18 protein-coding genes and 1 pseudogene are annotated in these 26,059 nt (G+C 71.3%); 7 read left to right on the top strand and 12 right to left on the bottom strand.

Translation table 11 applies throughout. From position 1 onward, the window contains the following. Positions 1-21: 21 nt before the first annotated feature. Both OG392_RS35620 and OG392_RS35615 read right to left on the bottom strand, forming a co-directional pair. Positions 22-3,393: a CARDB domain-containing protein gene (locus OG392_RS35620; protein WP_329286474.1), complete on the bottom strand. Its 3,372-nt coding sequence runs from the start codon at positions 3,391-3,393 to the stop codon at positions 22-24. Positions 3,394-3,689: 296 nt separating this feature from the next. Then, positions 3,690-4,700 (bottom strand): LacI family DNA-binding transcriptional regulator, encoded by a 1,011-nt coding sequence (locus tag OG392_RS35615; RefSeq protein WP_329286473.1) that lies wholly within the window; start codon positions 4,698-4,700, stop codon positions 3,690-3,692. A gap of 239 nt (positions 4,701-4,939) precedes the next feature. On the opposite strand from OG392_RS35615, the gene OG392_RS35610 reads away from it, so the two are divergent. From OG392_RS35610 to OG392_RS35595, 4 genes are all read left to right on the top strand, one after another. Beyond that, complete coding sequence (locus tag OG392_RS35610) at positions 4,940-6,856, top strand: lectin (protein WP_329286471.1); 1,917 nt, start codon at positions 4,940-4,942, stop codon at positions 6,854-6,856. A gap of 72 nt (positions 6,857-6,928) precedes the next feature. Beyond that, positions 6,929-10,018, top strand: a complete 3,090-nt coding sequence (locus tag OG392_RS35605; protein ID WP_329286469.1) for a glycoside hydrolase family 3 protein — start codon at positions 6,929-6,931, stop codon at positions 10,016-10,018. 93 nt (positions 10,019-10,111) lie between these two features. Then, positions 10,112-10,483 carry a PadR family transcriptional regulator gene (locus tag OG392_RS35600; RefSeq protein ID WP_030317059.1) on the top strand — a complete coding sequence of 124 codons (372 nt, stop codon included), beginning with the start codon at positions 10,112-10,114 and terminating at the stop codon, positions 10,481-10,483. Continuing rightward, complete coding sequence (locus OG392_RS35595; RefSeq protein ID WP_329286466.1) at positions 10,480-11,034, top strand: HAAS signaling domain-containing protein; 555 nt, start codon at positions 10,480-10,482, stop codon at positions 11,032-11,034. The genes OG392_RS35600 and OG392_RS35595 overlap by 4 nt, the downstream gene beginning before the upstream one ends. 84 nt (positions 11,035-11,118) lie before the next feature. Here OG392_RS35595 and OG392_RS35590 read toward each other — a convergent pair whose 3' ends face one another. The 5 genes from OG392_RS35590 to OG392_RS35570 all read right to left on the bottom strand — a co-directional run bounded on the left by OG392_RS35590 (position 11,119) and on the right by OG392_RS35570 (position 17,002). Further along, a complete protein-coding gene (locus OG392_RS35590) occupies positions 11,119-11,994 on the bottom strand; it encodes a poly(ethylene terephthalate) hydrolase family protein (protein ID WP_329286465.1) in 876 nt (291 codons plus the stop codon). Positions 11,995-12,203: 209 nt separating this feature from the next. Further along, positions 12,204-13,199: a type I glyceraldehyde-3-phosphate dehydrogenase gene (gene gap / locus OG392_RS35585; protein WP_329286463.1), complete on the bottom strand. Its 996-nt coding sequence runs from the start codon at positions 13,197-13,199 to the stop codon at positions 12,204-12,206. 114 nt (positions 13,200-13,313) lie between these two features. Further along, positions 13,314-14,273 carry a GlxA family transcriptional regulator gene (locus OG392_RS35580; protein ID WP_329286461.1) on the bottom strand — a complete coding sequence of 320 codons (960 nt, stop codon included), beginning with the start codon at positions 14,271-14,273 and terminating at the stop codon, positions 13,314-13,316. A gap of 66 nt (positions 14,274-14,339) precedes the next feature. Continuing rightward, positions 14,340-15,638, bottom strand: a complete 1,299-nt coding sequence (locus OG392_RS35575; protein WP_329286460.1) for a ricin-type beta-trefoil lectin domain protein — start codon at positions 15,636-15,638, stop codon at positions 14,340-14,342. A 140-nt stretch (positions 15,639-15,778) separates the two neighbouring features. Next, complete coding sequence (locus OG392_RS35570) at positions 15,779-17,002, bottom strand: alginate lyase family protein (RefSeq protein WP_329286459.1); 1,224 nt, start codon at positions 17,000-17,002, stop codon at positions 15,779-15,781. Between the two features lie 285 nt (positions 17,003-17,287). Here OG392_RS35570 and tpx point away from each other — a divergent pair, with 285 nt between their 5' ends. Beyond that, the gene (tpx, locus tag OG392_RS35565; RefSeq protein WP_329286458.1) at positions 17,288-17,791 is read left to right on the top strand and encodes a thiol peroxidase; all 504 of its coding nucleotides are present in this window, start codon (positions 17,288-17,290) and stop codon (positions 17,789-17,791) included. A gap of 103 nt (positions 17,792-17,894) precedes the next feature. On the opposite strand, the gene OG392_RS35560 is transcribed toward tpx, so the two are convergent. After that, the gene (locus OG392_RS35560; RefSeq protein ID WP_030317047.1) at positions 17,895-18,305 is read right to left on the bottom strand and encodes a Fur family transcriptional regulator; all 411 of its coding nucleotides are present in this window, start codon (positions 18,303-18,305) and stop codon (positions 17,895-17,897) included. Positions 18,306-18,477: 172 nt separating this feature from the next. Here OG392_RS35560 and katG point away from each other — a divergent pair, with 172 nt between their 5' ends. Together katG and OG392_RS35550 are read left to right on the top strand one after the other, a co-directional pair. Next, complete coding sequence (gene katG, locus OG392_RS35555; protein ID WP_329286456.1) at positions 18,478-20,697, top strand: catalase/peroxidase HPI; 2,220 nt, start codon at positions 18,478-18,480, stop codon at positions 20,695-20,697. Positions 20,698-21,050: 353 nt separating this feature from the next. Beyond that, the gene (locus OG392_RS35550) at positions 21,051-22,325 is read left to right on the top strand and encodes a serine hydrolase domain-containing protein (protein WP_329286453.1); all 1,275 of its coding nucleotides are present in this window, start codon (positions 21,051-21,053) and stop codon (positions 22,323-22,325) included. Positions 22,326-22,345: 20 nt separating this feature from the next. On the opposite strand, the gene OG392_RS35545 is transcribed toward OG392_RS35550, so the two are convergent. The 4 genes and pseudogenes from OG392_RS35545 to OG392_RS35530 form a co-directional block, all read right to left on the bottom strand. Next, a complete protein-coding gene (locus OG392_RS35545) occupies positions 22,346-22,879 on the bottom strand; it encodes a GNAT family N-acetyltransferase (RefSeq protein WP_329286451.1) in 534 nt (177 codons plus the stop codon). A gap of 260 nt (positions 22,880-23,139) precedes the next feature. After that, complete coding sequence (locus OG392_RS35540; RefSeq protein ID WP_443055024.1) at positions 23,140-24,204, bottom strand: serine/threonine dehydratase; 1,065 nt, start codon at positions 24,202-24,204, stop codon at positions 23,140-23,142. 82 nt (positions 24,205-24,286) lie between these two features. Continuing rightward, positions 24,287-25,085: pseudogene (locus OG392_RS35535) on the bottom strand (S8 family serine peptidase). Positions 25,086-25,195: 110 nt separating this feature from the next. Then, positions 25,196-25,960 (bottom strand): alpha/beta fold hydrolase, encoded by a 765-nt coding sequence (locus OG392_RS35530; protein ID WP_329286449.1) that lies wholly within the window; start codon positions 25,958-25,960, stop codon positions 25,196-25,198. Between the last annotated feature and the right edge of the window lie 99 nt (positions 25,961-26,059).

Raw genomic sequence — 26,059 nt, 5'->3', positions numbered from 1 at the left:
TCTCGATTCATGTGCACGGGGTCAGCCGGTCCGGTTGACGACGAACTGGGAACCGGGCTCGACGAGGACGTCGCCCTCGGCCGAGTCGGTGATGGTGACGCCGGTCAGCGTCGCGCTGCCGCGGGCGCCGCTCATCGCGAGGATCCCGGAGCCGTTGACCGACTTGTCGATGCGGACGTTGGTGATCTTCACGTCCGGCATCTCGCCGCCACCCGTCTTGAACTGGATGCCGTCGTAGGTCGAGTCGAAGATGTCGGTGTCCCGGATGGTGACGCCGGGGATGGGCTGGCCCTGGGCGAAGAGGGTGATGGCGCCGAACTCCTGGTCCTCGTTCCAGAACGCTCCGCCGGTGCGGTGCAGGGCGTTGTTGGAGATGAGGGTCTGGCCGGAGAAGGGCAGCGGGTCGTGGTCGGTCGCGAGCATGATCCCGGGGTAGTTCATGGTGTCCGAGATGATGTTGTTCTCGATGGTGTTGCCGTAACCGCCGTATACCGCGATGCCGTTGGCACGCCAGGGCAGCTGGATGGTGTTGTTTCGGAAGTGGTTGTCGTGGCCGACGTCGACCGAGGTGTCCTTGACGTACTTGCTGGCCCAGACGGCCAGGGCGTCGTCGCCGGTGTTGCGGAAGGACGAGTCGAAGACGGTCGAGTTGCGGGTGCCGTTGGCGAAGTTGATGCCGTCGGCGTAGGTGTTGCGGATCCGCATGCCGGTGAACTCGAGGCCGTCTCCGGGGCCCCACAGCTCGGGGATGTTGGAGTAGTCGCGGCCTGCCCAGACGCCGACGTTGGCGTGCTCGATCCAGACGTTGCTGATCTTCGTGTTCTTGCCGAAGCGGCCGTTGAGGCCGACGCCGCCCTCGGCGTTGCCGTCACCGCCGCGGATGGCTCCGGAGCCGAAGATGGCGATGTCGGAGATCTGGGTGTTGTGGTCGATGTCGAAGCCGAAGTTGCCCTCGTGCGGGTGGTTGATGCCGCCGGCCTCGTGCGGCGGGGTCAGGGTGTAGAGCTGGGAGTGCCACATGCCCGCGCCGCGGATGGTGACGTCGCGGATGCCCACCTGGTTGAACTGGCCGCGGTTGAGCGGGTCGTCGGTGAGGATCTTCTGCTCCTGGCGCCACTGGCCGGCGGGAATCCAGACGCAGGGGATCTGGCCGTTCTGGTCGGCGGTCACCGCGCGCTGCAGGGCGTCGGTGTCGTCGATGCCGTCGTTGGGGACGGCGCCGTACGCGGTGATGGAGACGCAGTTCGCCGGCTTGGCGGCGGGGGGCGCGACCTGCTCCAGGTCGATCAGGTCGATGATGTAGAAGGACGCCGAGTCCCCGGCGTCGCGCTGCAGACGGAACTTCGTGCCCACCGGGTACGACTGGGCCAGCAGGGCGTGGGACTCGTCGAAGAGACGCCGGGCGTCGCCGCCGGGGCGGTTCGTGAGGCCTTCGGGGTCGTCGGTGCTGCCGTAGAGCCAGCTGTGCTTGGAGGTCAGGGTGAGCTTGCGGACGAAGACGTCGTTGGCGTAGAGGCTGATCGTGGCCTCGGCGCCGCCGCCGGCGGCCGCGTCGGGAATCGAGTTGCGGACGACGATCGAGTTGGCGGGGTTGGTGGAGGTGAACTCGACGAACTCACCGGTGGTGCCCAGCCGGACCGACTTGCGGCCGGAGGACTCGGTGGCGAAGTTGGTGTGCCCGAAGGTCCGCTTCTGGTCGGAGGTGAGGAGGGTGCCCCGGTAGCGGGCGTCCTCCGCCTCGTACTCGGTGTACGGAACGGCGGCGCCCCGGCCGACGACGAGGGAGCGCGAGAAGACGTTGTTGGTCTCGTCGGTCTCGGTGAGGGTGCCCGTGGCGTCGGCGGTCGCGGTGAGCGTGGCACCGCCGGTGGTGGCGGTCCAGCTGCCGGAGATCGGCACGTTGACCGTCTGGCCCGCGGCGATGGTGCCCGTGCTGCCGTTGAGGGTGGTGGTGCCCGCGGTCAGGCGGGTGACCGTACCGGCGGCGGTGGTGGTGCCGCGGTTCTGGACCGCGACGGTGAAGGTGACGGCGGAGCCGACGGCGGGGCTGGTCGGATTGCTGGTGATCGCGGTGATCCGCAGGTCGGGACCGGGGCTCTGGCCGACGACCAGCTTCGTGGCGGCCGTCCGGCTGTTGTTCCCGTTGTCCTGCTCGGGCACGGTGTCGGTCGGGTCGACCACCGCCGAGACGGTGTACGAGCCCACGGGCCGCCTGCCGACGGTGACCGGGACGGTCGCCGAGGCGCCGGCGGCGAGGGCGCCGACCTGGGCGGAACCGGCCACGGCGCCTTCGACGCTGACCTCGACGGTCGTGGCGGCGGCCGCCGCGCTGCCCGCGTTGCGGACGGTGGCCTGGACCGTCACGGCGTCCGTCTCGGAGGGGGTGGACGGAGTCCAGGTCAGATCGGTGACGGTCAGGTCGGGGCCGGGCGCGGCCGCGCCCACGACCTGGAACTCCGCGACCTGGGCGCCGGGGGCTCCGGTGTTGGAGAAGAAGGTCAGCCGCAGGTCGGCGTAGCGGCCGGTCACCGGGATGGTGACGGTGTTCTGCCCGGTGGAGGGGTTGAACGCGTAGTCGGCCCGTGCCTTGAGCGAGGTGAAGCCGGAGGCGGCCTGCTCCCGGCCGAGGACCTGGATGGCCTGGGTGCGCGGGCCCCAGACCTGGGCCGGATCGAGCTTGACGACCACGGCGGTGACGTCGGCGTTGGCGCCGAGCTTCACCGTGAGGTCGGCGGGTACGCCGGCGGACTCCCAGTAGGTGCCCGTGCTGTCGTCGTTGGCGTTGGCCGCGACGTACGTCTGCGTCGTGGAGCTCGCCTCGATGGGCTTGTTGCGCGCGAGGTTGGTGCCGGTGGGGGGCGGGTCGACCGGGCCGCCGCCGCTCTCGCCGTATACCTCGACCTCGGAGAGCTGGGCCGCGTTCCAGCCCGTGTTGGCCGTCACCTGGACGCGGACGTACCGGGTCGTCGTGGAGGTGATGTCGAGGGTGACGGTGTTCGACGCGGACGGGTCGAACACCCGCGCCTGGGCCGCGGCGAGGGGGGTGAAGGTGCTGCCGTCGCCGCTGCCGAGCACGGCGACGGTCTGGGAGCGGGCCTCCCAGGTGGTGGGGAGTTTCAGGACGACGCTGTCGACGCGGGTTCCGGCGCCGAGGTCGACCTGGACCCACTGCGGGAACGATCCGGCGGGGCCTTCCCAGTACGACTGCTGACCGCCGTCGGTGACGTTGCCGGCCGGGTAGGCGCCGTGGGCGCCCGATGCCGTGGTCGTCCTGCCGAGGGCGAGGTTGGTCGCGGGCGCCGCGTACGCGGTGACCGGCAGGAGTCCGACGGCTATCAGTCCGGCGATCAGGACGCCGATCGTCAGCCGCCAGCTCAGGGTTTTGCCTCTCATAGGGGCCTCTCCGTCTGCTGGGCCTCCGGCCAGGAGCCGGCACAGGGCCTCTCGCCAGGAACCCAGCGGAACTCTGACAATGAATGACGGCAAGTTACAAAGTTATTGAGCGTTTTCGTTAATCTTTTGCGCCGCCGGGGTGTCAGGTTTCTAGCAGGTCACCGCTTTGTCAACAGCCGTGACAGAAACGGGGGTTGGGCCGCCGCATCCCCGCAGGTCAACGCAGAACGGCTCCGGCGCCGGGGAGGCGGTGAGGCCTCCCCGGCGCCGGAGCCGGAGAACGAGGAGCGGAGGGGTCAGACGGCAGGGGGCGGCGCCGTCGAGCCGCGCACCACGAGTTCGGGCTCGAAGAGGAGCTCACCGGGGTCCGTCTGCGTGCCCTGGATCTGGGCGCAGAGCAGCTCGACGGCGGCACGCCCCATGGCCTCGATGGGCTGGCGCACGGTGGAGAGCGGCGGCTCGGTGCAGTTCATGAAGGCGGAGTCGTCGAAGCCGACCACGGAGACCTGCGAAGGAACCGAGAGGCCGCGGCGGCGGGCGGCCCTGATGGCACCGAGGGCGAGCGGGTCGCTGGCGCACACGACGCCGGTGACGCCGCGCTCCAGGAGGCGGGTGGCGGCGGCCTGCCCGCCTTCGAGGGAGAAGATCGACCGCACGACGTACTCGTCCGGCAGTTCTCCGCCGGCGGCCTCGGCCACGGCCCGGGCCGCTTCGAGCTTGCGGCGCGAGGGGACGTGGTCGCTGGGGCCGAGGACGAGGCCGATCCTCTCGTGCCCGAGGGAGGCCAGGTGACGCCAGGCCTGTTCGACGGCGACGGCGTCGTCGCAGGAGACGCAGGGGAAGTTGAGCCCCTTGATGGAGGCGTTGATCAGGACCACCGGGATGTTGCGCTCGGCGAGCTGGTGGTAGTGGTCGTGAGGGGCGTCGGCCTGCGCGAACAGGCCTCCGGCGAAGACGACTCCGGACACCTGCTGCTGGAGCAGGAGGTCGACGTAGTCCGCCTCGGAGACGCCGCCCTTGGTCTGGGTGCACAGGACCGGCGTCAGCCCCTGCTGCGCGAGCGCGCCGCCGATCACCTCCGCGAACGCGGGGAAGATGGGGTTCTGCAGTTCCGGCAGCACGAGGCCGACCAGGCGCGCGCGCTCGCCCCGCAGCTGGGTGGGCCGCTCGTATCCGAGCACATCGAGCGCGGTGAGGACGGACTGCCGTGTCGCCTCGGAGACACCGGGCTTTCCGTTGAGGACACGGCTGACCGTCGCCTCGCTGACTCCCACCTTCTTGGCCACTTGAGCAAGTCGTCGCGTCATGAACGCAAGAGTATCGCAAACTTCGCAAGCGAGTTGCGTCGTTGCCAAGCTCTTGCGGTGAACGAACGCAACCCATGCGAGCGGACAACGCTTGAAGGGTTGACGGGCCGAAGGGGGCCTCATAACTTCAGGACTTGATAAAAGCCTTACCGGTGTTGCCCGTTGGCGCGAGACGGCGAAAGGATTGTCAGGTGCATAACACACTTTTACGTGTACGCACGTTCCTCCGGCGCGGAGCGGTGAGACGAGAGCGTCGGGCGGCTGCCGGACTCCGCACCGGCCGCCTCCGGCCGCTCACCGCGCTGACCGCCGGCGCCCTGGTCGCCGGCAGCCTGGTCCTCACCGGACCCGGCACCGCCCAGGCCGCGGGCGAGCGGGTCGACGTCTGGCTCACCACGACCTCCGACTCCGGCGGCCGTACCGTCACACGCGGTCTCGCCCCGCAGACACCCCTCGCGTTCGGCCCGGCCGGCGGCTCGGCGAACCACACGATCACCGTCGACGAGAACACCACGTACCAGCAGTTCGAGGGCGGGGGCGCGTCGATCACGGACACCACCGCCCATCTGCTGCGAGGCGGCGCCGTCAGCGCCGCCACTCGTGACGCCGTGATGCGCAAGCTGTTCTCGCCGACCGAGGGCATCGGACTGTCCTTCGTGCGCAACCCCATCGGCGCCTCGGACCTCTCCCGCCCCGGCAACGTGTCCCTCGACGACACCTGCTGCGACCTCGGCGACTTCGGCGCCAACGGCTACGACACCGACGTCCGGCTGCTGACCGCGCAGGCCGAACAGCTGAACCCCGCCCTCCGGGTCATGGGCGTGCCCTGGAGCGCGCCGGGCTGGATGAAGGACAACGGCCGGATGGACCAGATGGGCTGGCTCAAGGCGGAGTACTACCCGCTGTACGCCCAGTACCTGGTGAAGTACGTGCAGAGCTACCAGGCCGCCGGGGTGAAGGTCGACTACCTCTCCGTGCAGAACGAGCCGAACTGCTGCCAGGCCGGCAACCCGACCGCCATGAACTACCCGGGCATGAGCTGGAACCCGGCCGGGCTCGTCGAGTTCACCAAGAACCACGTCTACCCCGCCTTCCGGGCCGCGGGCATCACCACCAAGGTCCTCGTCCACGACTGGAACTACGGCGACTACGCCGCCTTCGGCGCCGGGATCCTCAACGACGCGGGCGTGCGCAACGACCCGCTGTTCGGCGGCATCGCCTGGCACGGCTATGCCGGCGACCCGGCCGTGGGCACCCAGGTCCACAACCAGTACCCGTCGGTGAAGCAGTTCAGCACCGAGCACTCGGGCGGCACCTGGATCGGGAACCAGCACAACGAGGACATGAGCGACATCGTCGACTATGCCCGAAACTGGAGCGGCAGCCTGGTCAAGTGGAGCCTCGGGCTCAACCAGAACATGGGCCCGCACAACGGCGGCTGCGGCACCTGCACCGGTCTCATCACCGTGCAGGAGGGCGGCGCCCGCGCCGGACAGGTCGACTACACGGTCGAGTACTACACGACGGGCCACCTCACCAAGTTCGTCAGGCCGGGCGCGTACCGCATCGCCTCCACCGCGAACAGCACGGTCCAGAACGTTGCCTGGCGCAACACGGACGGCTCCAAGGCGCTCATCGCCCACAACGGCGGCACCTCCGCCCAGTCCGTCCGGGTCGACTGGGGCAGCCAGTCCTTCACGTACACCCTGCCCGCCCGCACCACCGCGACCTTCACCTGGTCGGGGACGACGGGCGGTGGCGGGACCGGCGCCGGCACGCTGACCGGCCTGGCGGGCAAGTGCCTGGACGTGGCCGGCGGCGCCTCCGCCGACGGCACCGCCGTCCAGCTGTACGGCTGCAACGGGACCGAGGCGCAGCGCTGGACGCTCGCCGCCGACGGCAGTGTCCGGGCGCTCGGCAAGTGCCTCGACGTCACCGGCGGTTCGACGGCCGACGGCGCCCAGGTCCAGCTGTACAACTGCAACGGCACCGCCGCTCAGCGCTGGACGTACAACGCCACCACGCACGACGTGGTCAACACCGGCGCGAACAAGTGCCTGGACATCACCGGCAACTCCTCCGCCGACGGGACCCGTGCGCAGATCTGGACCTGCACCGGCGGGGCCAACCAGAAGTGGACCCACAACGCGGCCTGACCCCCGCCTCCGTCCCGTCACCGTCCCCCTCCCCCGTCAAGGGCCGCCGCACAGGCCCTTCAAGGAGCCCGCATGCCACCCGCACGTCCCCGCAGAACGGTGAGCGCCGCCGTCGTCGCCGCGACGGCCGTCCTCACCGGTCTGCTCACCGGCGGCCTCCCGAGCGCCGCCGCCCAGGAACCCGCGCCCCGGGCCGTCGACCGGTTCGAAGGCGAGGTCCCCTTCGCGTCACCGCCCGCGGAAGGTCTGTTCACCTGGGGCAACGCCACCGAGTCGCACCCCACCCTCGAACTGAGGGAACGCGCCGACGCCCCCGAGGGCGGCAAGGTCCTCGAAGGCCGCTACGACATCAGCGGCTGGGGCGGCTTCACCCACGACTTCGCCTTCGACCGGCCGGCGCACGACTGGACCGCGTACAAGGGCATCCGGTTCTGGTGGTACGGCCAGAACACGGCGCCCCTGCCGCCCGGCTCGGGCAAGCGGATCGCCCTGGAGCTCAAGGACGGCGGGGCGAACGGCGAGGCTTCCGAGCTGTGGACGACCTCCTTCACCGACGACTGGGAGGGCTGGCACCTCGTCGAGATCCCGTTCGCGGAGTTCCAGTACCGGACCGACTACCAGCCCGTCGGCGGCATCGACCAGGTGCTCGGGCTCGACCGGATGTGGGGGTACGCGGTCACGCTCCCGACCGGCGGACCGGGGGCGTTCGCCCTGGACGGCGTCGAGCTGTACGGCACGGCGGAGCCCGCCCTGAACACCAAGGTGGTCACGAGGTCCGTCGTGCACCCCGTCGACGAGGGCGGCACCGCCACGGTCGACGTGTCGGTGGCCACCACCGGCTCCGGGCCGACCGGCGAGCCCGTCACCGTCGCCTACACGACGGAGAGCGGCGGCTCCGAACCGGGAGGGGCCGAGCCGGGGAAGGACTACCGGCCGGTCACGGGCAGCGTCGTGTTCCCCGCGGGGACGCCCTCCGGTACGACCCGCTCGATCGCCGTGCAGACCCTCGAGGACGGTGCGGCCGAGGCCGCCGAGACGATTCCGCTGCGGCTCACGGTCGACGGCGCCAAGGCGCCCGCGGAGAACCCGCTGGTCGTGGTGAACGCGCACGGCCTGCCGTACCTCGACACCAGGCTGCCGGTACGGAAGCGGGTAGCCGATCTGCTCTCCCGGATGTCCCTGGCGGAGAAGGTCGGCCAGATGACACAGGCCGAGCGCAACGCGCTGCGGGCCCCGGGCGACATCGCCGGATACGCACTCGGGTCCCTGCTCTCCGGCGGCGGCTCGGTCCCCACGCCCAACACGCCCGCGGCCTGGGCGGCGATGGTCGACGCGTACCAGCTGCGCGCGCAGGCGACCCGCCACCAGATCCCGCTGATCTACGGCGTGGACGCGGTGCACGGGCACAACAACGTCATCGGCGCGACGATCATGCCGCACAACATCGGCATCGGCGCGGGCCGTGACCCGGAGCTGGCCGCGCGGACCGGCGCGGTGACCGCGAAGGAGGTACGGGCGACCGGCGTCCCCTGGGACTTCGCCCCCTGCCTCTGCGTGACCCGCGACGAGCGCTGGGGCCGTTCCTACGAGGCCTTCGGCGAGGACCCGGCGCTGGTCACCGCGATGGAGACCGTCATCAACGGCATGCAGGGCGCGCGGAACGGCAAGGACCTCGACCGCAACGACAAGGTCCTCACCAGCGCCAAGCACTTCGTCGGCGACGGCGGGACCGCGTTCGGCTCCTCGACGACCGGTTCGTACACGACCGACCAGGGCGTCACCAAGGTGACCCGCGCGGAGCTGGAGGCCGTGCACCTGGCGCCGTTCGCGGAGGCGGTCGAACGCGGCACGGGCACCGTCATGCCCTCGTACTCCTCGCTCGACGTCCTCGGGGACGAGCAGGGTCCGGTGAAGATGCACGCCAACGCCGAGATGATCAACGGCGTCCTCAAGGACCGCATGGGGTTCGAGGGATTCGTGATCAGCGACTGGCAGGCCATCGACCAGATCCCCGGCGACTACCCCAGCGATGTGCGCACCTCGATCAACGCCGGCCTCGACATGATCATGGTGCCGACGAACTACCAGGAGTTCACCCGGACCCTCACCTCCGAGGTCGGCGCCGGCCGGATCCCCACCGCGCGGATCGACGACGCGGTGGCCCGCGTCCTGACCCAGAAGTTCCGCCTCGGTCTCTTCGAGAAGCCGTACGCGGACACCACGAACCTGCCGTCGATCGGCTCGGCCGAGCACCGCGCGGTGGCACGGGAAGCCGTGGCGAAGTCGCAGGTGCTCCTCAGGAACGAGGGCTCCGTCCTGCCGCTGAAACCTTCCCAGAAGGTGTACGTGGCCGGTTCGAACGCCGACGACCTCGGCAACCAGGCCGGCGGCTGGACCATCAGCTGGCAGGGCTCCTCCGGACGTACGACGACCGGTACGACGATCCTCGAAGGAATGCGGAAGGCCGCGCCGGGGACCGAGATCGGCTGGTCGAAGGACGCCTCCGCGCCGACCGACGGCTACGACGTCGGTGTGGTGGTGGTCGGCGAGACCCCGTACGCCGAGGGGTTCGGCGACGTGGGCAACGGCAACGACCTCGAGCTGACGGCCGCCGACAAGGCCGCGGTCGACAAGGTCTGCGCGGCGATGCCGTGCGCGGTCCTGGTCGTGTCGGGCCGCCCGCAGCTCCTCGGCGACCGGCTGCCGGCCATCGACGCCCTGGTCGCGTCCTGGCTGCCGGGCACGGAGGGCGACGGCGTCGCCGACGTCCTCTACGGCAGGCGGCCGTTCACCGGACAGCTGCCGGTGACCTGGCCGAAGTCGGAGGCCCAGCTGCCCCTCAACGTCGGTGACAGCGGCTACGACCCGCAGTACCCCTACGGTTGGGGGCTGACCACCCTCACCCCGCCGCCGTCCGGCGGGGAGCCCGCGCTGCGGGCGCTCCGGGTCGCGGCCAAGGCACTCCAGACGATCGGCCGGGGCGACTCCCCCGAGGGGCGCAAGCTCGTCGCGGTGGCGCGGCAGATCACGCAGAAGAGGATCGGCCAGAACATCGCCGAGGCATCGGCGAAGCCGTTCGCCGACGCGGACCATCTGCTGCTCACGGGGGATCTCGCGGGCGCGGTCGGGAAGCTGACCGAGGCGTACCGGGCCGCGGGCTGACGGAACGAGCACCAGCAGGGCCCGGCCCCCGGGGGGAGACCTCCCCGGGGGCCGGGCTTGTCATGATCACCGTCCGGAGCTATCTTGCATTGCATGGTTCCTGGTAACGCAATGAACGAGGCGGGCGACAGGGTCCCCAGCCAGCTCCGCAAGGGAGTGCTGGAGTACTGCGTCCTCGCGCTGCTCAGGGACGAGCCGAAGTACGGCGTCGAGCTCGTCGCCGAACTCTCCGCGGTCAGCGTGATGACCACCAGTCAGGGCACGATCTACCCCCTGCTGTCACGCCTGCGCCGCGAAGGGCTCGTCGCGACCGAGCTGCGCGACTCCCCCAGCGGACCGCCGCGCCGCTACTACACGCTGACGGGCGTCGGCCGGGCCTCCCTCGCCGAGTTCGCCCAGGCTTGGCCGCTGTTCAGGGACGCCGTCGATCACTTCCTCACCGACCCACAGGGGGATTCCGCATGAACGCCACCGACCAGCACCCGCTCGTCGCCACCTACCTCGACGCCGTCGCACGCGAGACGGCGGAGCTGCCCGCCGAGCGCCGGGCCGAACTCCTCGCGGACCTCCGCGAGCACATCGAGGTCAGCGGCGCGGAGGGCGACGACCAGGTCCGCGCCGTCCTCGCCGGGCTCGGCGAGCCCCGTACCGTGGCCGCCTCCGCGCTCGCCGAGGAGGCCCCGGCCGGACGGGCGCCCGTGTCCGGAGCCGGAAAGGTCAGGCTGACCGCGATCCTGCTGGGAGCCTCGGGAGTGCTCCTGCTGCTCAACCCGTGGGTCGGGGCCGTCGTACTGATCGCCGCCCTGGTGCTGCTCTGGGGCGCACCGCGGTGGACCGGCCGCCAGAAGGCCCTGGGGACCGCAGCGGGCGTGGCGGTGCCGGTCGCCGTCCTCCTGGGCGTACTGCTCGGGGACGCGTCCCGGATCGGGATCGTGGAGCTCCTGCTGATGCTCGTGTTCTCGCTGGTCGTCCCGCTCCTCGGCGCCGTCCTGCTGCTGCGGGCCGCACGCCGCTGAGACCGGGGAGCGACCCGGTTCCGGGACGGTCGCCCTCACCGAGGGGCCGTCCCGGAAGCGGTCGCCGGTGCGGAGCAGCCGCCGTCAGGCGACCGGCCCGGGAATCCGCAGGGCCTGGGCGTTGCGATCCCAACCGGACCACAGGTCACTGTCGACGCAGTAGCCGCACCCCGGACCGAAGAACATCCCCCGCGCGTTCTCGTCGCCGAGCAGCCAGTAGCGCAGCCAGGCGGTGGTCGGGGCCCGGAAGTCCCCACCGTCGCCGATGGAGCTGAGGTGCCCGGCACCGCGGACCTCGCCGTACACGGCGGGGGCGTGGTCGGTGTCCCGGTACAGGGCCTTCACCAGGGCCGGCCACACCGTCAGGTCACGCTGGCCGGCCAGGTAGAAGACGGGCTCGTCCATCAGATCCGGGTCGGTCAGCGGACCGGGCTGGATCGGGATCGCCGTGTCGACCCGAGGGTCGACGGCCGCGTTGACGGCGGCGGCTCCGCCCTGCGAGTGACCGGCGGAGGCGATGTGGTCGAGGTCGACCTTGTTGTGGAACTTGCTGGAACTGTCGGCGTCACGGTGCTCCAGGACGTCGATCCCGGCGCGCATGCTGATCGCGAAGTTCGACGTGGGGGTGTTGGCGGCGGCGACGATGAAGCCCTGGCTCGCCCAGTGCCGCAGCAGCGAGCTGTAGACGCCGGGCACCGCCCCCGTACCGTTGCCCCAGATGACGACCGGGTGGCGCTCGCCCGACCGCCCCATGGTCCGGGGGTAGTAGAAGGTGTGCACCGCCTCGATGTCGACGTCCACCTCGTACGGCCCCGTGCGGCCCCAGTCGGTGCCGACGGACGGAATGCTGCCCGCGGTCCCCGCCTCGGCGGCGGCACCGGCCGTGCCCGGCGCGGTGCACACGGCCATCACGGCGGCGAGCAGCAGACCGCCGAACACACGGCTCGTTCTCCCTGGCATACGAACTCCTCTACGGATCCCGCACGTTGCGCGTCCTCGCAAGCGTGACCAGGCCATGATCGAGCGTGCCGGGGCGGGTGTCTGTCCGCAGGAGCCCAGACCTCGCGCCACCCCCTTGGGCATCTGCCCAGCACGCACGTCGCCCCCGCCGAATCCGTGGTTCGGCGGGGGCGACGTGTGGTGGCGGTGCTGCGCGGTGGCGTCCGGGGTCAGCGGGCCAGCAGCTGGAGCGTGTCGATCACGCGGTTCGAGAAGCCCCACTCGTTGTCGTACCAGGCGACGACCTTGATGTGGCGGCCCTCGACGCGGGTGAGCTCCGAGTCGAAGATCGACGAGGCCGGGTTGCCCGTGATGTCGGAGGAGACCAGGGCGTCCTCCGAGTACTCCAGGACACCGGCGAGCGGACCGGCGGCGGCGGTGCGGTACGCCTCGAGGACGTCCTCACGGGTCACGTCGCGGGCGACGGTCGTGTTGAGCTCGACGATCGAGCCGACCGGAACCGGAACGCGGATCGAGTCGCCCGACAGCTTGCCGTCCAGGTTCGGCAGCACGTGGCCGATCGCCTTGGCGGCACCCGTCGAGGTCGGAACGATGTTGACGCCGGCGGCGCGGGCGCGACGCGGGTCGCGGTGCGGGCCGTCCTGCAGGTTCTGCTCCTGCGTGTAGGCGTGCACCGTCGTCATGAAGCCGTGCTCGATGCCGGCCAGGTCGTCGAGGACCTTGGCGAGCGGCGCGAGCGCGTTCGTCGTGCACGAGGCGTTCGAGACGATGGTGTGCAGGTCGGCGTCGTACGCGTCGGTGTTGACGCCATACGCGAGGGTCACGTCGGCACCGTCGGCGGGGGCGCTGACGAGGACGCGCTTGGCACCGGCGTCGATGTGGGCGCGGGCGGCCTTGGCGTTGGTGAACCGGCCGGTGGCCTCGAGGACGATCTCGACGCCGAGCTCGGCCCAGGGAAGCTGCGCCGGCTCGCGCTCGGCGAGGACCTTGATGCGGCGGCCGTCGACGACGAGGGTGTCGCCGTCGACGCTCACGGGACGGCCGAGGCGGCCCGAGGTCGAGTCGAAGGCGAGCAGTCGCGCGAGGGCCTTCGGCTCCGTCAGGTCGTTCACGGCCACGATCTCGAGGTCGGTGTCGCGCTCGAGCAGGGCACGGAGCACGTTGCGTCCGATGCGGCCGAATCCGTTGATGGCGATGCGAGTCATGAATGGTGTCCCTTCAACTTCTGCGTCGCCACCAGGTTCGCTCGCCGGGAACGGTCCTGACAGAGGCGAGATCGCCACGGTCCGCAAGGATCGCGCCAAGGCTCGGCGAGGCGTCTACTCGCCCTTGGTGAAGGTGCGCCGGTACTCGCTCGGCGTGGTGCCGAGGATGCGCTGGAAGTGCAGGCGCAGATTGGCTCCGGTGCCGAGGCCCACGTCGGCCGCGATCTGTTCGACGCTCCGCTCCGAGCGCTCCAGGAGTTCCCGCGCGAGGTCGACGCGGGCGCGCATCACCCACTGCATGGGGGTGTACCCGGTGTCCTCGACGAAGCGCCGGGAGAAGGTGCGGGCGGAGACCGCCGCGTGGTGGGCGAGGACGTCGAGGGTGAGCGGCTCGCCGAGCCGGTGCAGGGCCCATTCTCGGGTGGCGGCGAACCGTTCTCCGAGCGGCTCGGGCAGGCTGCGCGGCACGTACTGCGCCTGGCCGCCGCTGCGGTAGGGGGCGGCGACCAGGCGTCGGGCGGCGTGGTTCGCGGCGGCCACGCCGAGGTCGCCGCGCAGGATGTGCAGGCACAGGTCGATGCCGGAGGCCGCGCCGGCGGAGGTGAGGACGCTCCCCTCGTCGACGAAGAGGACGTTCTCGTCGACGTGGACGAGGGGGCGTTTCGCCGCGAGGGCCTGGGTGTAGTGCCAGTGGGTGGTGGCCCGTTTGCCGTCGAGCAGCCCGGTCGCGGCGAGCGCGAAGGCGCCCGTGGAGATGGCGGCGAGACGGGCGCCCCGGTCGTGGGCCTCGATCAGCGCGTCGACCACCCCGCGCGGCGGGTCCTCGCGGTCGGGGAAGCGGTAGCCGGGGACGAACACGATGTCGGCCCAGGCGAGCGTGTCGAGGCCGTGGGCGACGGCGTAGGAGAGGCCGTCGCCCCCGGCGACCAGACCGGGTTCCGCACCGCACACCCGCACCTCGTACGGCATGCTCGCGCGGGTCGTGAAGACCTGTGCGGGGATGCCGACGTCGAGCGGCTTCGCCCCTTCGAGTACGAGGACGGCGACGCGGTGGAGGCGAGGAGTGGGCGGCACGGGTACCAGCGTAGGCGGGCGGCCGCGCCGCCCGCGGACGGCTCAGCGGGTCAGCGGGTCAGCCGGTCAGCGCGTCACCGTCCACTTCTGGTTCGCGCCGCCGCCGCAGGACCAGATCTGCAGCCTGGTGCCGTTGGCGGAGCTGTTGCCGGTGGCGTCCAGGCACTTGCCGGATCCCAGGTTCACGATGTCCCGGGCGGCGTTGGCGGTCCACTGCTGGGCGCCGCTGCCGTTGCAGTCCCACAGCTGGACGGGAGTGCCGTCGGCCGTACCGGCGGAGGTGACGTCGAGGCACTTGCCGAGGGCCCGGATCGTGCCGTCGGTCCCCACGGTCCACCGCTGGGCGCCCGTTCCGTTGCAGTCGTAGAGCTGCACGGGGGTGCCGTTGGCGCTGTTCGCGGCTGCCACGTCGACGCACTTGCCGGCGATGCCGGTGATCGGTCCCCCGGTGGCCGGGGTGTCGGCGGTGGTGACGCGGACGTGGTCGACGACGAGCTGCTGCGGGAAGGCGGTCGAGCCATCGGGGTCGCCGGGCCAGTAGCCGCCGACCGCGAGGTTCAGGATGAGGAAGAACGGCTTGTCGAAGACCCAGGCGCGGCCGCCGAGGTCGGCGGGTGTACGGGTCTGGTAGACGGTCCCGTCCACGGACCAGGTGATCTTCCCGGGCGACCAGTCGACGGCGAAGGTGTGGAAGGCGTCGGCGAAGGCCTGGCCGCCGGGCAGGGTGTAGCCGGCGCCGATGCCGCCGGAGCCGGAGTAGCCGGGACCGTGCAGGGTGCCGTGCACGGTGGACGGCTCGAAACCGACGTTCTCCATGATGTCGATCTCGCCGGAGGCGGGCCAGCCGACCTGTCCGAGGTCGTTGCCGAGCATCCAGAACGCGGGCCACATGCCCTGGCCGCGCGGCACCTTCATCCGGGCCTCGACGTGGCCGTACTGCGCGGTGAACTTCCCGGCGGTGTTGAGCCGTGCCGAGGTGTACTCGCACCGGCCGTACCAGCACTGGTAGTTGCCGGGGTTCTCCTTGCGGGCGGTGATCACGAGGTGGCCCTGGCCGTCGAGGGCGGCGTTGCGGTTGCCGGCCGTGTAGTACTGCCGCTCGTGGTTGCTGACGTTGTCGCCGGTCTCGATCTGCCACCGCGAGCCGTCCACGGGGAGTCCCGCGGCGCCGTCGAAGGTGTCCGAGAAGGTCACGGCGGCGGCCTCGGCGGCCGGCTGGAGGGCGGCGGTCCGGAGGGTGTCCGATGCGGCGGGGCCCGTGTGCCGGGCGAGTCCGGTGGGGGCGAGCGCCGTGGTGGCCAGGGCCAGGGCGAGCGCTGTCACGGCGGTGAACAGCGGCCGCCGTGCTGAGCGGGCGGAGGGCATGACTCTCACTTCCGTCGGGTGTGGGGGAACGACCGAGCACCTGCCATGCCCATGACATGACAGGCGCTTCGGACGCCTCCATGATTTAAGAAGTGAAGTAAGGGGGCGTCAAGAGGTGCGGACTCCCCCGCGCGTCCGGGTCACTCGGGGTTGCCGGCGTGGGTGAGGGTCTCCCACGCGACGAAGAGGTTGTCGGTGCCCGCCGGGCGCCGGGCCTCGGTGAGGGTCTGGGTGTTCGTCATCCCGTACCCCATGCGGTGATGGAGCGCGTTGAAGCCCACCTCGGTGACCGGCCCGAGGTGGTCCTTGAGGGTGCCGCCGCAGAGCCAGCTCGGGACCGCCGCGCCGAGCTCGTACTTGGCCTGGAGGCCGAGGGCGTGCCGCAACCGGTCGGCGACCTCGGGATAGAGGTCCTGGCCCTGGATTCGGCTCGTCTCCGCGATGTGCGAGATGGCGGACAGGCCGTAGCCGGTGTGGGTGAGGTCGCGGCAGGTCTCCTGGGTGAGGCCGTCGACGAAGGTCGTCTGACCCTGCCAGTACCGGACGATCTCGTCGCGCGTGTCCAGGCCGCTGCCCGGCGCCGCCTTCGGCAGGGCGCCGTCGCTCGCGAGGTAGATGTACGCGGGGACACGGCCGCGGAACTTGGTCACCGCCTTGTCGTACGCGGCGCGGTCCTCCAGGAAGACGGCGATGCCGATGGCCGCCTCGGTCATGCTGAGCTCCCAGTTCCCGTTGGAGTGGGAGCCGTTGGCGACCTCGGGGAGATAGACGTCGCGCAGCATGGTCCTGAACCGGTCGACGCGGGCCTGGGGCCAGCCGGTGTAGGTGTAGCGGATGATCTCGGCGGCCCGCGGCCAGGAGGATCCCGCCCAGCCCGTCTGCAGGGGTGCGTTGGAGTTGGTGTGATCGGTGATCACACCGGACCAGGCGTCCATGATCTCGATGGCCTTCTGGGCGTACCGGCTGTCCCGCGTGACGTACCAGGCGAGGGAGAGGGTGTACGCGGCGATGGCGTCCTCGCGCTCGTCGGTGCAGCCGTTGTTCGGGTTCGAGTACGAGCCGCACTCCACCACCGAGCGGGGCTTCGGGACCCGGGAGAGCGAGGCGTACCTGCTCGCCATCATCCGGTCGTAGGCGCCCTTCCAGGGCTGCGCGCCCGCCCCGACCCGCTCGCGGGCGAAGTCGAGTTGACCGCGGGAGACCAGGACACCGGGGTGCGCGAACGTGGCGGGGGCCGCTTCGGCGCGGTCTCCCCCGGGCCCCCCGACGAGAGTGGCGAGGAGGGCGGCGGCCAGCAGGGGGACGGCGAGCAGCACCCTCCTTCCCCTGCGCTTCACATGGGAGGCGTCGCGCCGTATGAACATGGAGTTGCTCCTTGGTCAGATATGTGAACCCTGCGTGACTGTCGAGGGTGGAACCTAAAGGTCTGAACCAAAGGCGTCAAGATGGTGAGGTTCATGCCCGGTGCACCCTTCCGCCAGAGTGAGCGGTCGATGGGCGGGGCGCGTAAGGCCCCACGAGTGTTCACATCTATGAACCACGCGGGATCGATCACTCCTAGCCCGACCTGATGCACGTGTCCGGTGGGCAGGCCACCACGCACTACGATTCCCCTCGTTGTCACTTACATCGTCCGAAGGAGATCTCCCATGGCCCAGGTCACGCTGAAGGGCAGCCCGGTACAGGTCAACGGCACCCTGCCGACCCCGGGAAGCCAGGCTCCTGACTTCACGCTCGTCGCCGAGGGCCTGGCGGACAAGTCGCTGAAGGACTACGCCGGTCAGCGCAAGGTCCTCAACATCTTCCCGAGTGTCGACACCCCGACCTGCGCCTCCTCGGTCCGCGCCTTCAACGAGAAGGTCGGCGCCCTGGAGAACACGGTGGTGCTCTGCATCTCCGCCGACCTCCCCTTCGCGCAGGCCCGTTTCTGCGGCGCCGAGGGCCTCGAGAACGTCAAGAACCTCTCGACGCTCCGCGGCCGCGAGTTCCACACCAACTACGGCGTGGAGATCGCGGACGGCCCGCTGGCCGGCCTGACCGCCCGCGCGGTCGTCGTCCTCGACGAGAACGACACCGTGCTGCACGCGCAGCTCGTCGGCGAGATCGCCGAGGAGCCCAGCTACGACGACGCGCTCTCCGCGCTCGAGAAGTAGGAACGCCGCCGCCCCACGGCGACGCACGGGAGCCCCTCCACCGCCACGGTGGAGGGGCTCCCGCCGTTCTCCCGGGTCCGGGATCCCGGCGCCGCGCGGCCCGTCAGGCGCAGGCGGGGCAGAGCCCGCGGTACGTCACGTCGGCCTTCGAGACGGTGAAGCCGAACCGCTCCTCGGGCGGGAGAACCGTCAGCGGGTCCCCCGTCGGGTGGACGTCGCGGATGATGCCGCAGTTCGAACACACGAGGTGCTGGTGCGCGTGGTGCGCGTTCGGGTCGTACCGCTTCGCCCGGCCGTCCGTGGAGAGCTCCACGACCTCACCGAGCGCCACCAGCTCGCCGAGGGTGTTATAGACGGTCGCCCGCGCGATCTCCGGAAGGCGTGCCACGGCCCGCGCGTGCACCTCGTCGGCCGTGAGGTGGACGTGCTCGCCGGCAAGGACCTCCGCGACGACGCGCCGCTGGGACGTCATCCGCCAGCCACGCGCACGCAGGCGCTCCAGCAGATCGCTCATTTTCGGCTCACCCCTTCGGATCATTGGCGTGGTTCTTGACTTGGACTCTGTCCATCGTAGGATCGGTTCCGGCAATAGCCAAGGCACACCACGGCTCCGGTCGGGCACGAGACATCCCACTGGTGCCCGCCCCGGCTGAGCACCACGATCCGCCCCGTCCGGAAGGATTTGCATGTCCGAGAACCACGACGCAATCGTCACCGACCCCACCCCCGAGGGTTCGGGCGGCTGCCCGGTCGCGCACGGCCGTGCCGCGCACCCGACCCAGGGCGGCGGCAACCGCCAGTGGTGGCCGGAGCGGCTCAACCTGAAGATCCTCGCCACGAACCCCGTCGTGGGGAACCCGCTCGGTGCGGAGTTCGACTACGCCGAGGCGTTCGGCGCTCTCGACCTCGCGGCCGTCAAGCGGGACATCGCCGAGGTGCTCACCACCTCGCAGGACTGGTGGCCCGCAGACTTCGGCAACTACGGCCCGCTCATGATCCGCATGGCCTGGCACAGCGCGGGCACCTACCGCATCAGTGACGGCCGCGGTGGCGCCGGTGCCGGTCAGCAGCGCTTCGCGCCGCTGAACAGCTGGCCGGACAACGGCAACCTGGACAAGGCCCGCCGTCTGCTGTGGCCGGTGAAGAAGAAGTACGGCCAGAGCATCTCCTGGGCCGACCTCATGATCCTCACGGGCAACGTGGCCCTCGAGACGATGGGCTTCAAGACCTTCGGCTTCGCCGGTGGCCGGGCCGACGTCTGGGAGGCCGACGAGGACGTCTACTGGGGCCCCGAGACCACCTGGCTCGGCGACGAGCGCTACACCGGTGACCGCGAGCTGGAGAACCCGCTCGGCGCCGTCCAGATGGGCCTCATCTACGTCAACCCCGAGGGCCCCAACGGCAACCCGGACCCGGTCGCCGCGGCCCGCGACATCCGTGAGACGTTCCGCCGCATGGCGATGAACGACGAGGAGACCGTCGCCCTCATCGCCGGTGGCCACACCTTCGGCAAGACCCACGGCGCCGGCCCCGCGGACAACGTCGGCGACGACCCCGAGGCCGCGCCCCTGGAGGCGCAGGGCTTCGGCTGGGCCAACTCGTACGGCACCGGCAAGGGCGCCGACGCGATCACCAGCGGTCTCGAGGTCACCTGGACCACCACGCCCGCGCAGTGGAGCAACGACTTCTTCAAGCACCTCTTCGAGTACGAGTACGAGCTCACCCAGAGCCCGGCCGGCGCGAACCAGTGGGTGGCGAAGAACGCCGAGGCGATCATCCCCGACGCCCACGACGCGTCGAAGAAGCACCTCCCGACGATGCTCACCACCGACCTCTCGCTGCGCTTCGACCCTGCCTACGAGCAGATCTCGCGGCGCTTCTACGAGAACCCGGAGCAGTTCGCGGACGCCTTCGCCCGCGCCTGGTACAAGCTGACGCACCGTGACATGGGTCCGGCCGTCCGCTACCTCGGCACGGAGGTCCCCGCCGAGGTCCTGCTGTGGCAGGACCCGCTGCCGGCGCGCGAGGGCGAGACCCTCGACGCCGCGGACATCGCCTCCCTCAAGGAGCAGATCCTCGGCTCCGACCTCACCGTCGCGCAGCTGGTCTCCGCGGCCTGGGCCTCGGCCTCCTCCTTCCGCGGCAGCGACAAGCGCGGCGGCGCCAACGGCGGCCGCATCCGCCTGGAGCCGCAGCGCAACTGGGAGGTCAACAACCCGGACGAGCTCGCGCAGGTGCTGCGGACGCTCGAGGGCGTCAAGTCCTCCTTCGAGGCCGCCGGCGCCAAGAAGGTCTCGATCGCCGACCTGGTCGTCCTCGCGGGCTCCGCGGCCGTCGAGAAGGCGGCCAAGGACGGCGGCTTCGACGTCGAGGTGCCGTTCACCCCGGGCCGCGTGGACGCCGCTCAGGACCAGACGGACGTGGAGTCCTTCGCCGCCCTGGAGCCGCAGGCCGACGGCTTCCGCAACTACCTCGGCAAGGGCACCCGCCTTCCGGCCGAGTACCTGCTGGTCGACCGCGCCAACCTGCTGACCCTGAGCGCGCCGGAGATGACGGTCCTCGTCGGCGGCCTCCGCGTCCTCGGCGCCAACCACCAGCAGTCCGCGCACGGTGTTCTCACCACGACCCCGGGCTCCCTGACGAACGACTTCTTCGTCAACCTGCTCGACATGGGCACGACGTGGACGGCGACCTCCGCGGACGCGACCACCTACGAGGGCCGCGACTCCGCCACCGGCGAGGTCAAGTGGACGGGTACCCGCGCCGACCTGGTCTTCGGATCGAACTCCGAGCTGCGCGCGCTGGCCGAGGTCTACGCGAGCGACGACGCGAAGGAGAAGTTCGTGTCCGACTTCGTCTCCGCGTGGGTCAAGGTCATGGACCTGGACCGGTTCGACGTCGCCTGATCCTCGGCCGGCGACGGCTGTAGGCGGCTGAACCCCGTGTGATCCCAGGGCCCGGCCGGTCGACTGAGTCGACCGGCCGGGCCTTCGCGCGTGCTGCGCGTCATGCCCGCCGGAGGAGCCGCGCCGTACTCGGGCACCCGGGGCGCGGTGAGCGACTTCGGGCGGCGGCGCGGACGTTCGGGTTCCACAACCCGTGCCCCCGTGTCAGGAACCGTTCCCGGGCGTTGGCACTCATGATCCATGGGGCCGGGACCAGACCTCGCGGTCGGGTGCCGCCCCTGCCCTGCGGCGTGCCCGAGCCGTGCGCCGTACCGAACGATCCGGAAGAACCCGGAAGAAGCCGAGGAATCACCGTGCCCCTGACGTCGAACCGACGCCTGGCCGTGAGTGCCACCCTGATCGCCGCGCTCGCCGCGGGCGTCGCCCCCGCGACCAGCGCGTTCGCCGCTCCCGGCGCGCCTGTCGCGCCCGCCGCCACCACGACACCCGCGGTCCCCGCGCCCGACATGGACGGCGTGGTCGCCGCGCTGAACTCGGCCATGGCCAACGGGGCGCCGGGCGCGATGGCCCGGTTCGTCGGTGCCGACGGGGTCCGCAGCCGGACCGTCGGCGTCCAGGACCGCGTCTCGGGCGCTCCGATGGACATCCACTCGCGCTTCCGGATCGGCAGCGTCAGCAAGACCTTCTCCACCGTCGTGCTCCTGCAGCTCGTGGAGGAGGGGAAGCTCCAGCTCGACACCTCCGTGAACACCCACCTCCCCGGTCTGCTCCCCGACGACCGCATCACGGTCCGTCATCTGCTGACCCACCGCAGCGGTCTCGCCGACTACACGAACGCGATGTTCGAGCACACGGTGCCGGGCTTCGAGGCCGTACGGAACCGGGTGTTCAGCTACCAGGAGCTCGTGGACCTCTCGCTGAGCGAGCCGCGGACCACCCAGCCGGGCGTCTCCTACCAGTACTCGAACGCCAACTTCGTGGTCGTCGGCATGCTGATCGAGAAGCTCACGGGCCGGCCGGTGGCCGACGCCTACGAGCGCCGCGTCTTCAAGCCGCTGAAGCTCACCAAGACCTCCTACGTGCACCCCGACACCCGGATCAAGGGTGGGCACGTGCGCGGCTACCTGCACCCGGACGAGGAGGGCGGCGCGCTGGTGGACTCCACGGAGCAGACGGTCTCCTGGGCGCAGTCGGCCGGGGCCGTCATCTCCAGCCCCGCCGACCTCAACACCTTCACCAGCGCGCTCATGCGCGGCCGGCTGCTGTCCCCGGCCATGATGGAGGCCATGACGACGGTCACGCCGACCGACGCCGCCGGCACCCGGTTCTACGGGCTCGGTCTGCGCCGTTACGACCTGTCGTGCGGGACGCAGGTGTACGGTCACACGGGCACCGTGCAGGGCTTCTACACGTACACCTTCTCGACCCGCGACGGCCGCCGCAGCCTTTCGGCGATGGCGAACACCTCGAACCACGGTGCCGCCAACACGGCGCTCGGCGGGACGCTGGAGGCGGCGTTCTGCGGGAAGAAGCCGGCGCCCGCCGCGTCCTCGCGCGCCGCCGCCTCGCCCACGGCCCGTGACGTCACCTCGCTGCCGGCGGAGCGGGACCTGCCCGAGCGTCACTGAGACGGTGACGACCGGGCCGGTCAGGCCTCGTACTCGGTGAGGTCGATCGCGTAGATCCGCAGGGGAAGGCCGAAGTCCGGGTGGGTCGTCTCGCGCTCCTCGGTCATGCCGAGCTTGCCGATCACGTTCTCGGAGGCCTGGTTGCTGATGTGGGCGATCGCGACGACCCGGTCGAGCCCGCGGTCCTGGAGTGCGAACTCCAGGACCGCGTGGGCGGCCTCGGAGGCGTACCCCTGGCCCCAGAACTGCCGGCCCAGGCGCCAGCCGATCTCCACGTCCGGCATCACCTCCGGAAGGAACTCCGGCAGGGACAGGCCGGCGAAGCCGATCAGCTCGCCCGAGGCGATGAGCTCGACGGCGAAGATCCCGAAGCCCTCCTCGTCCCACTCCTCCTCGTACCGCTCGATGTCCTCGGCGGTCCGCTCCAGATCGAGGACCGAGCCGTCCCCGATCCAGCGCATCACCTCGGGATCGGCGTTGATCTCGGCCAGCGGGACAAGGTCGTCGTCGCTCCAGCGCCGGAGGATGAGACGGGGGGTGCGAATGTCGGTCATGCCTCCATCCTGACGCACAGAACGCGCACCTCACGCCACCGGCCCTCCCGGTCGCTCAGCCCGGGAGCGGTGCCACGACGTGGGCGGTGACCGAGCGGACCCAGGCCGCGACCGACCTGAGGAACGCGGGTCCGCCCGGCGAGCCGAGTCCGCCTGGACATCGTGGTCTCAGGTGCGGGAGCCCCTGGAGCCGGGCCCGGAGGGCCGGGCGTTCGTCAGGGGGAGGGCGGCTTCGGGGCGGGCGCGGTCCATGGGCCGTGCTACGCGTCTTCCGCGGTGTGCGTGAGGTCGGCGGGGTCCGTGTTGGCGCCGCAGAGGACGACGCAGATCTTCTCGCCCGGGGCCGGACGGTAGCCGTAGGTGGTCGCGCCCCGCGGGTCCGGGGCCGTGAGAGCGGCCAGTGCGGTGGCGGCGGCGTGCTCGACGGCGAGGCGGCGGTCGTCCCACAGGGCCCGGCGGGCACGGATGATCTCGGTGTCCGGGACCAGGACGGTGTGGACATCCTCGTGCCGGGCGGCCGCGAGGGCGGTGGCGGAGACCCGGCGGGCGCCGAGCGAGTCGGCGGCGACGGAGTCGACGGTCACGTCGACGGGGTGCCCGGCCCGGAGCGCGGCGTCGAGGGCGCGGCAGTTCTCGGGCTCGACGGCGACGGTACGGATCCCGTGGTGCCGGGCGGCGGTGGCGACGCCGGCGAAGAGTCCGCCCCCGCCGACGGCGACGACGACGGTGTCGAGGTCGGGGATCCGGTCGTGGATCTCGTCGAGCAGGGTGCCTGCCCCGGCGGCGATCAGCGGATGGTCGTACGCGTGGGAGGCGAGCGCCCCGGTCTCGGCGGCGAACGCCTCGCAGGCCGCGAGGGCTTCGGCGTACTCGGTGCCGACGAGCCGGACGTCGGCGCCGTAGCGGACGAGCTTGTCGGCCTTCACCTTCGGGGCGGTGGCCGGCAGGAAGACGGTGGCCCTGATGCCCTGCCGCAGCGCGGCCCAGGCGCAGGCGAGCCCGGCATTGCCCCCGGAGGCGATCGTGACTCCGGCCTCGGGAAGGGTGCCGTCCTCCCGGTGGGCGAGCAGGAAGTTCTGCGCGCCGCGTGCCTTGAAGGAGCCGGTGTGCTGCATGTGTTCCAGGGCGAGGTGGAGCGTGTACGGTTCGGCGCCCGGCTCCGCCTCGGCCACCGTGACGGGGCGGACCTGTCCGGCGATCCGGTCGGCGGCGGTCTTGACGTCGGCGTGGGTGAGGCGGGTGTGCACGGGGGGCTCCTGGTGCGGGTGGGGGTGCCGGGGGCCGGAGGGAAGCGGGACGGTCATGTCGTCGATCCTCTCAGGCATGCGGTCCCCCGTGGCGGGGCCGGGCACGGCACCGTCCCGGAGGCGCCGGCTGCCTCCGGGGCGGTGCTGTCGCCGCTCGGGGCTACGGGACGATCCTCAGGAGCCGGTTCGGGGAGCCGCTGCCCGGGGTGGTCACCTTGCCCGTCGTCGCACCGTTGACGAGGGCGGTGGCGACCTGGGCGGGCGTCGCGGACGGGTGGCCCGCGAGGTAGATCGCGGCGGCTCCGGCGACGTGCGGGGTGGCCATCGAGGTGCCCGAGATGGTGCTGGTGGCGGTGTCGCTGGTGTTCCAGCCCGCGGTGATGGACACACCGGGGGCGAAGAGGTGGAGGACCGAGCCGTAGTTGGACCAGTCGGCCTTGGCGTCGGTGTTGCTCGTGGCGCCGACCGTGATGGCCTCGGTGACCCGGGCGGGCGACGACGAGGAGGCGTTGACCCCGGAGTTGCCCCGTGACTCCGCCGCCGGCGGAGTCCGGGTAGGTGTACGTGCCGGAGAGGGGCAGGTTCGCCTGGTCGATGCGGTCCAGGCCCCAGGGGGCGTTGGTCTGGGTCGCGTCGGCCCGCACGGTCCGGTTCTGCTCGACGGCGGCGGCCGGGTCGGCGGCGAGTCGACGGGCCTCCGCCTCGCCGAGGGTCGCGGTGTAGCCGTTGACGGCCGAGCCGAAGGTCTTGCGAACGGTGCCGCCGTACGCGGCTCTCAGGTGGCGCCCCTTGGCGGAGGCGGCCTTGAAGCCCGCGCCCTGCTTGAGGGTGACGATGTAGCTGCCGGCCACGGCGTCGGCCGAGCCGGCAGCGAGGACGGTGCCTTCGGCGGCGGCCGCCTGGGCGGGTTCCGGTCCCGGCGTGATCAGCAGCCTGGCCTCTCCAGGGGCGTGGCTCAAGGAAGCTGAGACCTTGTCATGGATCTGCCATACGCCGGCGATCGAACCCCCGCCGAACCCGGCTGACGTGGCCGAATCAGCTTCTGTCGTGGCCGGTAAGCGGGGTCCCGTCAGTCCCCGAGAGCACGGGCGAGGGCCGTCGCGAAGCCGTCGGGGTTGTCCAGCGTCAGGTTGTGTCCCGCGCCGGGGATCTCGATGACCGGGAGGCCGAACGCGGCCGCCTTCTCCGCGTCCGCGTCCGGCAGGCTCAACTCCCCCACGAGGTACGTCCGGGGCACCCCGAGCCCGGCGAGGAGGTCACCGGGAGCCGGCGTGCCGCCCTCGACCAGCGCGACCGCGCTGCGGTGCAGGGCCCGGGGGTCCGCGAGGCGCAGCCGGGCCGCGTAGTCGGCGCGGTCGGTGTCCGCCACCATCCGGGTGAACCCCTCCGCGACGAACACCTCCTCGTCCTGCGCGACCACCGGCGAACTGAACGCTCCCCCGCCCCCGTAGAGGTTCGGCTCCGCCACCACGAGCCGCGCCACGAGCTCCGGGCGCGCCGCCGTCAGATGGATCGCCACCGCACCGCCCATGGAGTGCCCGACGAGGTCCACGCCCGTGAGCCCGAGGTGGTCCAGGACCGCGGCGACCACCTCCGCCTGGGACTCCATGCGGTAGTCGAAGTCCGCGGGCCGGTCGCTCAGTCCGTACCCGAGGAGATCCACGAGCAGCGCCCGGCCGCCGCCGAGCGCGGGGTGGGCCGCGATGTGGGCGAAGTCCGACGCCGAGGTGCATCCGAGGCCGTGGACGAACACACGCACGGGCCCGTCACCCTCGCCCGGCAGGTCCGTCCATCGGACGTACGCCTGCTGATCCACCAGGAACAATTCCCGCATACTGTGTGCTCTCCCCTGTGTCGCGCCTGTCCGTCACGTCGTGAGCCAGCCTAGGAGTCGGCACTGACAACGCCGGGGCGAGGGGGCGGCGATGCCGGA

It is taken from the genome of Streptomyces sp. NBC_00691 (genome assembly GCF_036226665.1).
GTDB lineage: Bacteria > Actinomycetota > Actinomycetes > Streptomycetales > Streptomycetaceae > Streptomyces.
The sequence above is the reverse complement of the archived record's forward strand: the minus strand, read 5'-3'. Positions and strand labels throughout refer to the sequence as shown.

What these genes read in the sequence shown, in the direction of transcription:
- OG392_RS35620 (WP_329286474.1), bottom strand. Translation starts at nt 3,393, where the DNA reads ATGAGAGGCAAAACCCTGAGCTGGCGGCTGACGATCGGCGTCCTGATC.
- OG392_RS35615 (WP_329286473.1), bottom strand. Translation starts at nt 4,700, where the DNA reads ATGACGCGACGACTTGCTCAAGTGGCCAAGAAGGTGGGAGTCAGCGAG.
- OG392_RS35605 (WP_329286469.1), top strand. Translation starts at nt 6,929, where the DNA reads ATGCCACCCGCACGTCCCCGCAGAACGGTGAGCGCCGCCGTCGTCGCC.
- OG392_RS35600 (WP_030317059.1), top strand. Translation starts at nt 10,112, where the DNA reads ATGGTTCCTGGTAACGCAATGAACGAGGCGGGCGACAGGGTCCCCAGC.
- OG392_RS35595 (WP_329286466.1), top strand. Translation starts at nt 10,480, where the DNA reads ATGAACGCCACCGACCAGCACCCGCTCGTCGCCACCTACCTCGACGCC.
- OG392_RS35590 (WP_329286465.1), bottom strand. Translation starts at nt 11,994, where the DNA reads ATGCCAGGGAGAACGAGCCGTGTGTTCGGCGGTCTGCTGCTCGCCGCC.
- gap (WP_329286463.1), bottom strand. Translation starts at nt 13,199, where the DNA reads ATGACTCGCATCGCCATCAACGGATTCGGCCGCATCGGACGCAACGTG.
- OG392_RS35575 (WP_329286460.1), bottom strand. Translation starts at nt 15,638, where the DNA reads ATGCCCTCCGCCCGCTCAGCACGGCGGCCGCTGTTCACCGCCGTGACA.
- OG392_RS35570 (WP_329286459.1), bottom strand. Translation starts at nt 17,002, where the DNA reads ATGTTCATACGGCGCGACGCCTCCCATGTGAAGCGCAGGGGAAGGAGG.
- tpx (WP_329286458.1), top strand. Translation starts at nt 17,288, where the DNA reads ATGGCCCAGGTCACGCTGAAGGGCAGCCCGGTACAGGTCAACGGCACC.
- OG392_RS35560 (WP_030317047.1), bottom strand. Translation starts at nt 18,305, where the DNA reads ATGAGCGATCTGCTGGAGCGCCTGCGTGCGCGTGGCTGGCGGATGACG.
- katG (WP_329286456.1), top strand. Translation starts at nt 18,478, where the DNA reads ATGTCCGAGAACCACGACGCAATCGTCACCGACCCCACCCCCGAGGGT.
- OG392_RS35545 (WP_329286451.1), bottom strand. Translation starts at nt 22,879, where the DNA reads ATGACCGACATTCGCACCCCCCGTCTCATCCTCCGGCGCTGGAGCGAC.
- OG392_RS35540 (WP_443055024.1), bottom strand. Translation starts at nt 24,204, where the DNA reads ATGCCTGAGAGGATCGACGACATGACCGTCCCGCTTCCCTCCGGCCCC.
- OG392_RS35530 (WP_329286449.1), bottom strand. Translation starts at nt 25,960, where the DNA reads ATGCGGGAATTGTTCCTGGTGGATCAGCAGGCGTACGTCCGATGGACG.